Source organism: Klebsiella sp. K4 (genome assembly GCF_014596785.2).
Lineage (GTDB): Bacteria > Pseudomonadota > Gammaproteobacteria > Enterobacterales > Enterobacteriaceae > Klebsiella > Klebsiella pneumoniae.
Map to the genome: position 1 here is coordinate 2,906,323 of NZ_CP115021.1, position 13,724 is coordinate 2,920,046.

The 13,724-nt window shown below is 61.1% G+C and carries 11 protein-coding genes; 5 read left to right on the forward strand and 6 right to left on the reverse strand.

The features are described 5' to 3' along the window. Positions 1–40 precede the first annotated feature (40 nt). Complete coding sequence (locus tag IB144_RS14500) at positions 41–931, reverse strand: oxidoreductase (RefSeq protein WP_065888643.1); 891 nt, start codon at positions 929–931, stop codon at positions 41–43. 124 nt (positions 932–1,055) lie between these two features. Continuing rightward, complete coding sequence (locus IB144_RS14505) at positions 1,056–2,555, reverse strand: aldehyde dehydrogenase family protein (RefSeq protein WP_040215808.1); 1,500 nt, start codon at positions 2,553–2,555, stop codon at positions 1,056–1,058. Between the two features lie 236 nt (positions 2,556–2,791). Between IB144_RS14505 and feaR the strand changes: the two genes are divergently transcribed. Then, complete coding sequence (feaR, locus tag IB144_RS14510; RefSeq protein WP_032419956.1) at positions 2,792–3,694, forward strand: transcriptional regulator FeaR; 903 nt, start codon at positions 2,792–2,794, stop codon at positions 3,692–3,694. On the opposite strand, the gene IB144_RS14515 is transcribed toward feaR, so the two are convergent. The 3 genes from IB144_RS14515 to IB144_RS14525 are packed head-to-tail and all read right to left on the reverse strand — an operon-like array spanning position 3,695 to position 6,847. Further along, positions 3,695–4,018, reverse strand: coding sequence for a YdbL family protein (locus tag IB144_RS14515; RefSeq protein WP_002902522.1), 324 nt, complete (start codon positions 4,016–4,018; stop codon positions 3,695–3,697). It lies immediately after the preceding gene. Positions 4,019–4,025: 7 nt separating this feature from the next. Next, a complete protein-coding gene (locus tag IB144_RS14520; RefSeq protein WP_002902519.1) occupies positions 4,026–4,211 on the reverse strand; it encodes a YnbE family lipoprotein in 186 nt (61 codons plus the stop codon). Next, entirely contained in the window at positions 4,208–6,847 is a 2,640-nt protein-coding gene (locus IB144_RS14525) for a YdbH family protein (protein ID WP_065888642.1), read from the reverse strand. The genes IB144_RS14520 and IB144_RS14525 overlap by 4 nt, the downstream gene beginning before the upstream one ends. Before the next feature lie 206 nt (positions 6,848–7,053). Here IB144_RS14525 and IB144_RS14530 point away from each other — a divergent pair, with 206 nt between their 5' ends. From IB144_RS14530 to hslJ, 3 genes are all read left to right on the forward strand, one after another. Then, positions 7,054–7,554, forward strand: coding sequence for a DedA family protein (locus tag IB144_RS14530; protein WP_023283626.1), 501 nt, complete (start codon positions 7,054–7,056; stop codon positions 7,552–7,554). A 147-nt stretch (positions 7,555–7,701) separates the two neighbouring features. Next, on the forward strand, positions 7,702–8,691 hold the full coding sequence (locus IB144_RS14535; RefSeq protein WP_002902515.1) for a 2-hydroxyacid dehydrogenase: 990 nt from the start codon (positions 7,702–7,704) through the stop codon (positions 8,689–8,691). A gap of 122 nt (positions 8,692–8,813) precedes the next feature. Continuing rightward, on the forward strand, positions 8,814–9,254 hold the full coding sequence (gene hslJ / locus IB144_RS14540) for a heat shock protein HslJ (protein WP_065888641.1): 441 nt from the start codon (positions 8,814–8,816) through the stop codon (positions 9,252–9,254). Between the two features lie 45 nt (positions 9,255–9,299). On the opposite strand, the gene IB144_RS14545 is transcribed toward hslJ, so the two are convergent. After that, a complete protein-coding gene (locus tag IB144_RS14545; RefSeq protein WP_004140155.1) occupies positions 9,300–9,563 on the reverse strand; it encodes a DUF333 domain-containing protein in 264 nt (87 codons plus the stop codon). A gap of 362 nt (positions 9,564–9,925) precedes the next feature. On the opposite strand from IB144_RS14545, the gene nifJ reads away from it, so the two are divergent. Next, positions 9,926–13,453 (forward strand): pyruvate:ferredoxin (flavodoxin) oxidoreductase, encoded by a 3,528-nt coding sequence (gene nifJ / locus IB144_RS14550; protein ID WP_060175760.1) that lies wholly within the window; start codon positions 9,926–9,928, stop codon positions 13,451–13,453. Positions 13,454–13,724 lie beyond the last annotated feature (271 nt).

Below are 13,724 nucleotides of genomic sequence, written 5' to 3' on the forward strand. Positions count from 1 at the left end.
AGATCCCGCTTCCAGTGGCTCGCACCCGCGCCTGCCCGGGTCAGCCCGGGCCATCGCTGGCCGCCGCCAGCAGCGGCACGATGATATCGCTGAGCGGCGTCGGAATGCCGTGCTGACGCCCGCGACGCTGCACCACGCCGTTACGAATATCCCACTCCAGCGGTCGGCCATTGAGGCGATCGATCAGAATAGAGGTGCTTAAGTCGGAAGGCGCCCGATGAAAGCCGGCGATAATCTCCTCCGGCACGTTTTCGCTCAGGGCGGCCCCTTCCGCCCGCGCCACCTGCAGGCATTCGCGCAGATAAGCCAGCCCGAGGGCAGTGATGTCCTCCCGGGCGAACATCCCGGCGCGTCGTCCGGTCAGCACCATCAGACCGGCAACCGCGTTCTGCAACAGTTTGCGCCAGGCAACGGTGGTAAAATCAGCCGCCAGGTCCACCGCGCAGCGGGTTCCCGCCAGCGCCTGCTGCACCCGCTCTGCCCCCGGCAGATCCGGCAGCGTCAGGCGCGGCGTGGCGCGCAACCAGACAGAGGCATCGGCATCGCGCTGCGCCGGGAACCAGACCACCGACGGCAGCACCGTCGCGCCGCCGGTCAAGGGGGCAAACTGCTGGCGCTGCTCAACGCCGTTTTGCAGCACGCACACCACGGTGTCAGGGGAACATAGGGCCGTCAGCCAGGGGGCGATGGCCTCCGTCTGGGTGGTTTTCACCGCGACAAAGACCAGGTCGAAGGGGGCGGCTATCGCCATCGGGTCGGTGTGCACCGGGCCGGGCACCACGATCTCACCCTCGTCAGTGCGCAGCACCAGCGCCGAATGGGCGGTACGCCCGCAGACCATCGGCGCCCTCCCCCTCTCAAACAGGGCGGCGGCAATCGTGGTGCCGATGGCGCCGGGACCAATTAGCGCAACCTTAGGAAATGCTGTCATGCCGAAGACCTCCTGATGATTCACCGCCCAGATTAGGCAAAGATTGCCCTCCACAGTAGCGAGAAAGACCGGAGGTCGGCAAGCTGCGCGTCGGGAAAAGCCTTTCGCCTTCCCCGACGGAGGGCTAGTAGCGCACGCAGACGGATTTGGTTTCGCACCAGCCGTCGAGCCAGTCAGGGCCGAAATCGCGGCCGGTACCAGACTGCTTCATGCCGCCGAAAGGCAGGTTGGCGTCAATCAGGGTATGGCTGTTGACCCATACCGTTCCCGCCTGCAGACGGTCGGTGTAGTTCAGGGCCTGGGTCAGATCGCGGGTCCAGACGCTGGCGGTCAGACCAAAATCGCTGTCGTTGGCCAGGCGCAGCGCCTCCTCGCCATCGGCCACTCGCACCAGGTTCACCACCGGGCCAAAAACCTCCTCACGGCTGAGACGCAGTCCGGCGTCGGGGTTTACCACCAGCGTTGGCGGAATATAGTATCCTCCCGCATCTGGTCCGGCGCTGCCGCTGATGAGCTCTGCCTTCTGCTGGCGAGCCTCTTCGAGGTAGGCCGCCACCTTGTCGCAGTGGGCCCGGGAGACCACCGGGTTGATCTGCGCCGTCTCCTGCATCCCCGGACCCACCTGCAGCGATTTCACCGCCTGCTCGAAGCCGCTGACCAGGGTGTCAAACAGCGGCGCTTCGATGTAGATCCGCGAGCTGGCGGCGCAGACCTGCCCCTGATTGAGGAAGCTTCCGGTCATCAGCCCCTCAATAACCCACTGGGGGTCGGCGTCTTTGAGCACAATCGCCGGATTCTTGCCACCCAGCTCCAGCGTCACGCGGGTCAGGCGGTCGGCAGCCACGCGGGCAATCTGTTTCCCGGTCGCCGTCGAGCCGGTAAAGCTAACCTTCGCCACCTGCGGATGGGCGGTCAGCGCCGCGCCGCAGCCGGCGCCGCTGCCGGTGACCACGTTGAACACCCCGTCAGGAATGCCCGCCTGGGTCGCCAGCTCCGCCACCCGCAGCAGGGTCAGCGGGGTGGTTTCCGAGGGTTTAATGACGATCGAACAGCCCGCCGCCAGGGCCGGCATGACCTTCCACATGCCGATCATCAGCGGGAAATTCCACGGAACGATGCCCGCCACCACCCCGACCGGCTCTTTTTTGGTCCACGCCTGGTAACGCGCCCCTTGCGGGAACGGGATCGAAACGTCCAGCGTCCGGCCGCTGATCTTGGTGGTCAGCCCCGCGGTGTAGCGCATCCAGTTCAGGGTGCAGCCGACCTCAAAGGCGCGGGAGATGGCAATGGATTTCCCCTGCTCGAGGGTTTCCAGTTGCGCCAGCTCCTCGCCGTGCTGCTCCACCAGATCGGCAAAACGCAGCAGGATGCGTTCACGGTCAGCCGGGGTGCGCCCGGCCCAGCGGCGATCGACAAAAGCGCGCCAGGCGGACACCACCGCCCGGTCGACATCCGCCGGGCTGGCGTCGGCGGTGGTGGCAATCGCCTGCCCGGTGGCCGGATCCCAGACGGTTAACCGGTTTTCGCTCTGCGCGGCGCAGGGGGCGCCGTCGATATACAGGCCATGCTGACGGTCTAAAAACTGCTGGACGCTGGCAAGCAGCGCTATCTGTGAGGTGGACATACCCTTTCCTTATTCATCGCGGATAGTGCTTTCAGTCTATGTCTGGTTGGCGGTTGGCGCTTTTTTTCTCTGTGACATTCGTTTGCGCCGCTGTGACAGTCGCCGCAATTCCGTCGTCTGCCCTCGCAGAAATGTGCCGCGGGTAATAGTTCTTTCATATACCCGCCATCGCGCCCTTGCCTGAGGCGACACAAATGCAACAATGCGGAAACATTGTTATTACAGGAGAAGGGCGAATGATGACCACGGCAGAGGGGGGGCTGGCATATCAGCGCTGGCTGGCGACGATCAATCAGGTCTGCGGCCATTTCGCCGCCCGGCCGTTGGAGGAGAGTTTCCACGGCGAGATTGACGCCCGCTACGCCGGCAGCCTCAAGGTCAGTACCGTCACCGCCGCCGGCGTCAATCTCTACCGCACGCGCAATGAGATAAAACGCGATAACGACGCCTGGTTCTATACCGTGTTTCAGCTCGCCGGCGAAGCCATCATCGAACAGGACGATCGCCAGGTGACGCTGGCGGCAGGCGATATCACGTTAATCGACGCCGCCCGCCCATGCTCCATCGTCTGGCAGCAGACCTCGCGTCAGGCCTCGCTGCTGCTGCCGCGCCAGCGGGTGGCGCCCACAGGGGACATCACTACCGCCTGCCGGCTGGACAAATCTCTGCCAATGGTCCAGCTCAGCCAGCGACTGCTGCTGGAAAGCATGGGCGGCACGACGCTCTCCGCCAGCGAGAGCGAAGCCGCGCTGGAGGCGATCGCCTGCCTGTTGCGCCCGGTGCTGCATCAGCGCGATCCTGCCCCTTCCCGGCGGGTAAAGCAGTTTCAGAAGATTATTGCGTTAATCGATGCGTCCATTCAGTCGGAGCATCTGCGTCCGGAGTGGCTGGCCAGCGAGACGGGCATGTCGGTACGCAGCCTGTACCGGCTGTTTGCCGACCAGGGGCTGGTGGTGGCGCAGTATATTAAGAACCGGCGGTTGGATCTGTGTGCCCAGGCGTTACAGAACGTCCATGACGATGAAAAGCTGGCGGGGATCGGCTACCGCTGGGGCTTCAGCGACCACAGCCATTTCTCCACCGCCTTTAAGCAGCGCTTTGGCGTCACCCCGGGGCAATACCGCAAGCGCTGTCGCTAATTATTTGCGCAGCCACTGGCCGTTCAATCCCTGGACGTACTCCCCGGGCTGCGCGCGGGCCACCAGCTTCTGCCCGGCCATTTTCGCCACTTCATCCACCGGCAGATTGTTGTCATCCGCCAGCTGCTGGTAGCTTTCGCTGCGCGCGGCGTTAATCTGCTTTACCAGCGCCAGCGTCTCTTTATCCTGACGCAGCGGCGCGAGATAGCCGTTCAGCGTCTCCCCCACTCGTCCCTGCTGGCGCGCTTCGCTCAGGGTCAACGCCAGCGCGGGCGCGCTGAGTAAAGCCAGCGTCAGCGCCGCGGTTAACAGTCGTTTTCTCATCGTCGCCTCAGAACAAATCGCTGCGGGATTTGAGCAGGTTTTCCACATCCTTATCGACCTTGATATGGATCTCATGCTCAATTTTGACATTCATATTGATGGTGATGGGCTCTTTCGACGCCGCGATTTCGATGCGCGGCGTACAGCCGGCGAGCAGCATCGACGCCGCCATGGCCAGTAACAGCTTCTTCATTTAGGTTCCTTACATGTCTTACCGTCCGTACAGCGCCGTACGGGCAGCGTAGCATTCTGCTCGAGCCACGCCTGTAAATTGTCGCCGAAGCGCAAACTGCGCCACAGGTTGAAAATATTCTCTTCATGAGCGTAGTTTAAATGCACGGTACTGCTTTTCCCGTCCACCCGGCTGGTGCCGTTGATGCTGGCCTTAAGCGTCAACACGCCCAGATTATCGAGGTTAATCTGCGTCCACGAGCGGGAGATTTCCATATAGCGCAGCCAGTTAATCGCCGCCCCGGCGGAGACGTTATCCGCCACCAGCGCATCGGCGGTGTCTTTATCCAGCCGCAGGGTCATCGGTCCGTCATTGCGCAGCCAGCCGTCGTGGATGATCCATTGATTATTCTCCAGCCACAGCGGCAGCGCGCCGCTCACCGCGCCGGACATGGCGAACTGTTTCACCTTGACGGCGCTGGTCAGTTCGCTGCTGGAGATATGCTGCAGGCGGATCAACGCCGGTTCGCGCTGCGGCATACGCAGCTGCAGCAACGTCAGTTTCCCGCCTAACAGATCGACGCTGACGTCGCTGAGCTGCAGCGGATTGGCCTCGCTCCACGGCCAGGTGCCCTGCAGGTCCGCCGTCAGATTACGCGCGGTGATCTGGTTGACGATTTCGCCAATGCGCAGGGAGACCGGGCGGCGGATGCCCAGCTGCCAGTGACCGTCGCTGAAGCGGAACGGCAGGACGAAATCGACGCCGTTGATCTGGTTATCCGGCATCCAGGCGCTGCCGCCCTTCAGGACGCCATGGCCGCCCGCCTCAAATCCCTGCCCGGCTGCCGCCGAGAAGGCCACCTGCGCGTAGAGACTGCCTTCGCGCAGGTTCATCTTCCAGTCCGGCGGCACCAGCGGCTGGAACACCGTTAGCGACTGTTTTGGCCACCACGCCTGGCCGCGCAGCCGTTCGCCATCCCAGCGCCCGGACAGACGCACCGGACCGATAGCCTCGGCATGCAGGGCGCCGGTGAACTGGAACCACGTCGGGTCCCGACCGTCGAGAGCGAATTTCAGCGTTGAGGCCGGGAGATAGCTGCCGCCGGAGAAGGTGGTTTTGGCGGCGTCCAGCGACAGCGCGCCGGTCAACCGCGGATGCTCAGCATCGCGCAGCCAGCGGATCGGCTGCTCGAGGGTCAGACGCGGGGTGCTGACCCGCATTGTGCCGTACTCAAGCTTATCGAAGCCGGTGGAAAGGCTGCTCAGGGTAATAGCATTGTCGCGCCACTCCCCGCTGCCCTTCACATCCCAGCGCGCCTGCATCGGGGTAAAATGTCCCTCGCCCCAGTAGCGCCACTGCCAGCGGCCGCTGTCGGGCAGAAAATCGCTCGCCTGACCGTCCAGATGCAGCGTAAAGTCGCCCATCTGCTGCTCATGGGCGCGAAGGATCGCCTGCAGGCGGCCATCGACGCCCTGCTGAGTGACCTTAACCCCGGCCAGCGGCCAGCGGATTTCGTCAATATTCAGCGCGTCGATCACCCGCCCGCGCGAGCGCAGCAACGCACCGGGGTGAAAAGCCAGCTGCGGGCTGATCAGCGGCCCGCTGAGCTGAGCCGGCAGCGCCGCGTATAGTATCATCTCCCCCAGCTTGGCCTCGCCGGTGAGCCGCAGCGGCAGATCGCTGTTATCCATACTCAGCTTGCCCGGACCAATATTCAGTACCGCATTGCCCTTCCCGGCATGCCCCTCGGTGAGAACATTCAGGCGACCGCTGACGATCATCTGTTCGGTGCCCTGCTGCCAGTTACCCACCGACAGCGCCACCCGCCCGCGCAGCGGATACGCCTCGTAACGGGTGCGCCAGCGGCCGTCGCTGATGGTGATCCGCTCCGGAGTGATCTCCCACGGCAGGTCCAGAATAGGCTCTACCTCACCCCGCGGGGTGACCAGCAGCTGGCCGCGATTGTGCTGCCACTCGAGCTCAGCATCGATCCATTCCGCAGTCTGCGGGAATTCGAAGGTGCCCAGCATCTGGCCGTCGACCGGCAGACCATCCGGCACCAGCGGCAGATGGAAGGTCCCCACCAGCTTCACCGGCGGCTGATCGTCAGTCAGCCGGGCGCTGAACTGGCTGACGGTGAGCGCCTGGCCGCGCAGGCGCGCCTGCAAACTCAGTTCCTTCCCGGCAAAGCCGATATCCTGCTGCGCAGGCGTTAATGACATTACCAGCCGCCCCTGCCATTTCTCCCACGGCGACAGCCGCAGATTGTCAATGGTTAACCAGCTATAGGGCAACATCGATTGCCATTCGGCAAGCGTGCGCGGTGAACCGGGAGCGGGATCGCTGGCCGGCAATTTGCTCAGGCAGGCGCTGTTGATCTCCAGCTGGCCAATATGCAGCCGCCAGCGGCTGGGACGCGAGAGACGGGCATCGGTCACCCGGGCGATTTCACAGTCGCCCACCAGATAACGCAGATCGGGGATCAGCAGGACCGACCGCGTCAGGCGCGGGCTCTCCTGCAAAGAGATACGCGTGCCCACGGGCAGCCAGATGCCCGCCAGCGTCGGCACCCAGTGGGTTAGCGTCAACAGCAGGGTTAGCGGCAATAACACCAGAACTAACACCAGCGCGATGGCGGCTTTATATTTACCCTTCATGGGCAGTTAATATCCTGATTCAACATAAGTAAAAGCCGAAAGGCGTCCATTGTGACACGTTCGACCAGTGAGTGAAAGTTTACGGCCTGTTAAAGCATAGTTGCCAGCCGGACTCGCGGCGCGACGTTCGGCCATTATCATTTAACTGTTGTTTAAGTCGCCCCTGCCACACTCCAGCCAGACGGGAATAGCTTGCGGGAGAGGCGGTGTCGTTAATTATCTCGCTCATAGAGAGCGCACAGGACCACTATCCATGGGTATTGCTGATTGTTTTTCTGCTTACCTTCACTAAATCCTGCGCATTGGTCTCGCTGGCAATCCCCGGCACCTCCGGCCTGCTGCTGCTGGGGACATTCGCTTCCGCCAGCCTCGGACATTTCCTGTTAATGTGGTCCAGCGCCAGCCTCGGCGCCATCGGCGGATTCTGGCTATCGTGGCGGCTGGGCATTCGCTACCGTCATCGCCTCCCCCATCTACGCTGGCTGACCGCCGAGCGTCTGGCCCGCAGCCGCCTCTTCTTTCAGCGCTATGGCCCGTGGGCTATCTTTTTCAGCCGCTTTCTCTCTCCCCTGAGGGCTACGCTGCCCTTCGTTAGCGGCGCCAGCAGTCTGCCGCAGTGGTCGTTTCAGCTGGCTAACGTTAGCTCCGGTCTGCTGTGGCCGCTTCTGCTGCTCGCCCCCGGCGCTTTCAGCCTCAGTTTGTGGTGAAAAAACTTTGTCTTTCAAAGAGATTCCGCAAGTCCGCGATATGCTCTAGAATTAGGATTAGCACCCTCTCATTAAACTATTTTTTAATAATTGTACGATTATTTTAAATATGCTACCGTGACGGTATAATCACTGGAGAAAAGTCTTATGAAAATCGCGGTTTATAGTACGAAGCAGTACGATAAAAAGTACCTGCAGCACGTTAATGATGCATACGGCTTTGAACTGGAATTCTTCGATTTCCTGCTGACAGCGAAGACTGCCAAAACCGCCAACGGTTGCGAAGCGGTATGTATCTTCGTCAATGACGACGGCAGCCGCCCGGTGCTGGAAGAGCTGAAGGCCCACGGGGTGAAATATATCGCCCTGCGCTGCGCCGGGTTTAACAACGTCGACCTTGAGGCGGCAAAGGAGCTTGGCCTGCGCGTCGTGCGCGTTCCAGCTTACTCTCCGGAAGCGGTCGCTGAGCATGCGATCGGTATGATGATGTCGCTCAACCGCCGCATCCACCGCGCTTACCAGCGTACCCGCGATGCCAATTTCTCCCTCGAAGGCCTCACCGGCTTCACCATGTACGGCAAAACCGCCGGGGTGATCGGCACCGGGAAAATTGGCGTAGCGATGTTGCGGATCCTCAAAGGCTTCGGCATGCGCCTGCTGGCGTTCGACCCGTACCCAAGCGCCGCCGCGCTGGAGCTGGGGGTGGAATATGTTGACCTCGCCACGCTGTACAAGGAATCGGACGTGATCTCCCTGCACTGTCCGCTGACCGACGAAAACTACCACCTGCTCAATCGCGAAGCCTTCGATCAGATGAAAGACGGGGTGATGGTGATCAACACCAGCCGCGGCGCCCTGATCGACTCTCAGGCGGCCATCGACGCCCTGAAGCACCAGAAAATTGGCGCGCTGGGGCTGGACGTTTATGAGAACGAACGCGATCTGTTCTTTGAAGACAAATCCAACGACGTGATCCAGGACGATGTCTTCCGCCGCCTCTCCGCCTGCCATAACGTGCTGTTTACCGGCCATCAGGCGTTCCTCACCGCCGAGGCGCTGATCAGCATTTCGGAGACCACTCTGGGTAACCTGCAGCAGGTCGCCAACGGCGAAACCTGTCCAAACGCCATCGTCTGACGCCTTTCCCTTTTGTGCTCCTCTCCCGGGGGGAGCACATTCAGATAATCCCCACAGATCCCTGCTGCGATACCGTTACACTGGCTTGGTTTTATTAGTTATGTGAATGTTTTGGAGTGAAAATGAACAAATTTGTGGCGCTTCTGGCGGCAGGTATGCTGCTGTCCGGCTGTGTCTATAACAGTAAGGTGTCCACCGGTGCGGAACAGCTGCAGCATCATCGCTTCGTGCTGACCAGCGTCAACGGCCAGGCGGTCAACGCCAGCGACCGGCCGCTGGAGCTAAGCTTCGGTGAGAAGATGGCTATTACGGGCAAGATGTATGTATCCGGCAATATGTGCAACGGCTTTAGCGGGGAAGGTAAAGTGTCGGACGGCGAGCTGAAGGTCAAATCGCTGGCGATGACCCGGATGCTGTGCCACGACGCCCAGCTCAATACCCTGGATGCGACGATCGACAAGATGCTGCGCGAGGGTGCGCAGGTCGATCTGACGGAAAACCAGTTGACGCTGGCGACCGCCGACCAGACGCTGGTCTATAAGCTCGCCGACCTGATGCACTAGCCGGCGTTGAGGTGCCGCTGACGCTGCCCCGCGACGGGGCCGCTGTTAGTAGCCGCAGCTGCCGCCCGCCAGCGCCTGCTCGCTGCAGCGTTTGCCGTTCGGCAGCGCGCACATGCCAATCGCCGAACCATCGAGCTGACGAGCCACCGATAACGAGCCGCCTATCATGGCGCAGTTGGCCTGACCGGCGTCGCTCATCGCCGCCCGCATTCCCGGCGTGACGTGCGCCGCCGTGGCCTGCTGAACGGGTTCACTACTGCACGCGGACAGCAACAGCGCCGCACATCCTACTAACATCGCAGCTCGCATTCTCTCTCCCCTCGGAAACGTCTTAAAAAAGCAAACCCCAGAATAATAGGCAGCGTGGCGGGCGGCGTCGAGAGGGGAAGTACGTATTTATGCGCCTCATTAACATTTTCTAGCAAATTTTCGCCTAAAGCTTGATCTGCCTCGGCCATGTCGCCCGGCGCAGGTGGTTCATCTCCCGGCAGGCAGCCATTTTCTCCGCGAACCACGCAAAATATTGATCTGGTCACGGGTACCCGGCGCATTGAGGACACAAATGCAAAAATGGCGGGGTCAGCGGTTTGCTAAACTACCCCTTATATAATTACAGGGCGCGTCGCGGTTTCACGCGTCCATTCTTTTGCGCAATGTAAGGGTGTCTTCATATGATTACGATTGATGGTAATGGCGCGGTCGCTTCCGTCGCGTTTCGCACCAGTGAAGTTATCGCCATCTACCCGATCACGCCCAGTTCAACGATGGCGGAACAGGCTGACGCCTGGGCCGGCAATGGGCTGAAAAACGTCTGGGGCGATGTTCCCCGCGTGGTCGAAATGCAGTCGGAGGCGGGCGCCATTGGCGCCGTACATGGCGCGCTGCAGACCGGCGCCCTCTCCACCTCCTTTACCTCATCGCAGGGCCTGCTGCTGATGATCCCCACCCTGTACAAACTGGCCGGCCAGCTGATGCCGTTTGTGCTGCACGTCGCCGCCCGTACTGTCGCTACCCATGCGTTGTCGATCTTCGGCGACCATTCCGATGTCATGGCCGTCCGCCAGACCGGGTGCGCCATGCTGTGCGCCAGCAGCGTCCAGGAAGCGCAGGATTTCGCGCTGATCTCGCATATCGCCACCCTGCAAAGCCGGGTGCCGTTTATTCATTTCTTTGATGGTTTCCGTACTTCGCACGAAATCAACAAAATCGCCCCGCTGGCGGATGACACCATTCGCGCCCTGCTGCCGCAGGATAAGATCGCTGAGCATCGCCAGCGCGCGCTCAACCCGGAACACCCGGTGATCCGCGGAACCTCGGCCAACCCCGACACTTATTTCCAGTCCCGGGAGGCCACCAATCCGTGGTACGACGCGGTGTATGACCATGTCGAGAAAGCGATGGACGATTTCGCTGCCGCCACCGGCCGTCAGTACAAACCGTTTGAGTTTTACGGCCACCCGCAGGCAGAGCGCGTGATCGTCATTATGGGCTCGGCCATCGGCACCTGCGAAGAGGTGGTCGATGAGTTGCTGAGTCGCGGCGAGAAAGTCGGCGTGCTAAAAGTCCGCCTCTATCGCCCGTTCTCCGCCGCCCACCTGCTGGCGGCGCTGCCGGAAAGCGCCCGCGCGGTTGCCGTACTGGATCGCACCAAAGAACCCGGCGCGCTTGCCGAACCGCTTTACCTCGACGTGATGACCGCCCTGGCGGAAGCCTTTAACCGCGGCGAGCGCGAGACGCTACCGCGCACTATCGGCGGCCGCTACGGTCTCTCCTCCAAGGAGTTTGGTCCGGAATGCGTGCTGGCGATATTCAGTGAACTGCAGGCCGCCCAGCCGAAGCCGCGCTTTACCGTCGGGATCTATGATGACGTGACCAACCTGTCGCTGCCGTTGGGCGAAAATACCCTGCCGGCAGAGGCCAAGCTCGAGGCCCTGTTCTACGGCCTCGGCAGCGACGGCAGCGTGTCAGCCACCAAAAACAACATCAAAATCATCGGCAACTCGACCCCATGGTTCTCCCAGGGCTATTTTGTCTATGACTCGAAGAAAGCGGGCGGCCTCACCGTCTCGCATCTGCGGGTCAGCGAAAAACCGATTCGTTCATCGTATCTGATTTCGCAGGCTGATTTCGTCGGCTGCCACCAGCTGCAGTTTATCGATAAATACCAGATGGCCGAGCGGCTGAAGCCCGGCGGCATTTTCCTGCTCAACACGCCGTACAGCGCCGATGAGGTCTGGTCCCGCCTGCCCCAGGAAGTCCAGGCCACCCTGAATCAGAAAAAAGCGCGTTTTTACGTGGTCAACGCGGCAAAGATCGCCCGCGAATGCAGCCTCGGGGCGCGCATTAATACCGTGATGCAGATGGCCTTTTTCCATTTAACCCAGATCCTGCCGGGTGATAGCGCGCTGGCGGAACTGCAGGCAGCCATCGCCAAAAGCTACAGCAGTAAAGGTCAGGAGCTGGTGGAGCGCAACTGGCAGGCGCTGGCCCTGGCCCGTGAATCACTGGCGGAAGTACCGCTCCAGCCGGTGAACGCCAGCAGTCCGAACCGCCCGCCGGTGGTCTCCGACGCCGCGCCGGATTTCGTCAAAACGGTCACCGCCGCGATGCTGGCCGGGCTCGGCGATGCGCTGCCGGTCTCTGCCCTGCCGCCGGACGGCACCTGGCCCATGGGCACCACCCGCTGGGAGAAACGCAACATCGCCGAAGAGATCCCCATCTGGAAGGAAGCGCTGTGTACTCAGTGCAACCACTGCGTCGCCGCCTGCCCGCACTCGGCGATCCGCGCCAAAGTGGTCGCCCCGGAAGAGATGGAGAACGCCCCTGCCAGCCTGCATTCGCTGGATGTGAAATCCCGCGATATGCGCGGGCAGAAATACGTTCTGCAGGTCGCCCCGGAAGACTGCACCGGCTGCAACCTGTGCGTCGAAGTGTGCCCGGCAAAAGACCGCCAGAACCCGGAGATCAAGGCCATCAATATGATGTCCCGCCTGGAGCATGTGGAAGAGGAGAAGGTCAATTACGAGTACTTCCTCAACCTGCCGGAAATCGACCGCAGCAAACTTGAGCGCATTGATATTCGCACCTCGCAGCTGATCAGCCCGCTGTTTGAATACTCCGGCGCCTGCTCGGGCTGTGGCGAAACGCCGTATATCAAACTGCTGACCCAGCTGTACGGCGACCGAATGCTGATTGCCAACGCCACCGGCTGCTCCTCCATTTACGGCGGCAACCTGCCCTCGACACCGTACACTACCGACGCCAACGGCCGCGGCCCGGCGTGGGCCAACTCGCTGTTTGAGGATAACGCCGAATTCGGGCTCGGCTTCCGCTTGACCGTCGACCAGCATCGCCAGCGCGTGATGCGCCTGCTGAGCGAATTCGCCGACAAGCTGCCGGCAAAGCTGAACGCGGCGCTGCACGCCGAGGCGACGCCGGAAGTTCGCCGCGAACAGGTGGCGGCCCTGCGTCAGGCGTTGGCCGGCGTGGCGGGTGCTGAAGAGCTGCTGACCGATGCCGACGCGCTGGTGGAGAAATCCGTCTGGCTGATCGGCGGCGACGGCTGGGCTTACGATATCGGCTTCGGCGGCCTGGACCATGTACTGAGCCTGACGGAAAACGTCAATATTCTGGTGCTGGACACTCAGTGTTACTCCAACACCGGCGGGCAGGCGTCAAAAGCCACCCCGCTGGGAGCAGTGACTAAGTTTGGCGAGCATGGCAAACGCAAGGCGCGTAAAGATCTGGGCGTCAGCATGATGATGTACGGTCATGTTTATGTGGCGCAAATTTCGCTGGGCGCGCAGCTGAACCAGACGGTAAAAGCGATTCAGGAAGCGGAAGCCTATCCGGGGCCATCGCTGATCATCGCCTATAGCCCTTGCGAAGAGCATGGCTACGATCTGGCGCTCAGCCACGACCAGATGCGTCAGCTGACCGCCACCGGCTTCTGGCCGCTCTACCGCTTCGACCCGCGTCGGGCAGATGAAGGCAAGATCCCGCTGGCGCTAGATTCCCGTCCGCCATCAGACGCGCTGGCCGAGACGCTGCTTAATGAGCAACGTTTCCGCCGCCTGAACGCCCAGCAGCCTGAAGTGGCGGAGCAGCTATGGAAAGACGCCGCCGCCGATCTGCAGAAGCGCTATGACTTCCTCGCCCAGCTGGCTGGCAAAGCGGAGAAATCGCCAAGCGAAGGTTAACCGCCCCGTCACCTTTGTCCATAAAAAAAGCCCGAACACAACGTTCGGGCTTGTCGTTTTACCGATAAACAACATCATTCCGCAGAATGAGACGGCAACAATAAATTATTGGCATGACAATAAAGGCATATAACGCGCAAATAATACGTGATTAGCCCGGGCATGTATAATTTTTATTTTGTATATTATCTATAAATGCATTCAGCATAATTATCACCATTTCATTGGTATTATTTATTTTAGATTTTACTTATATCGTGACAATTGAGTC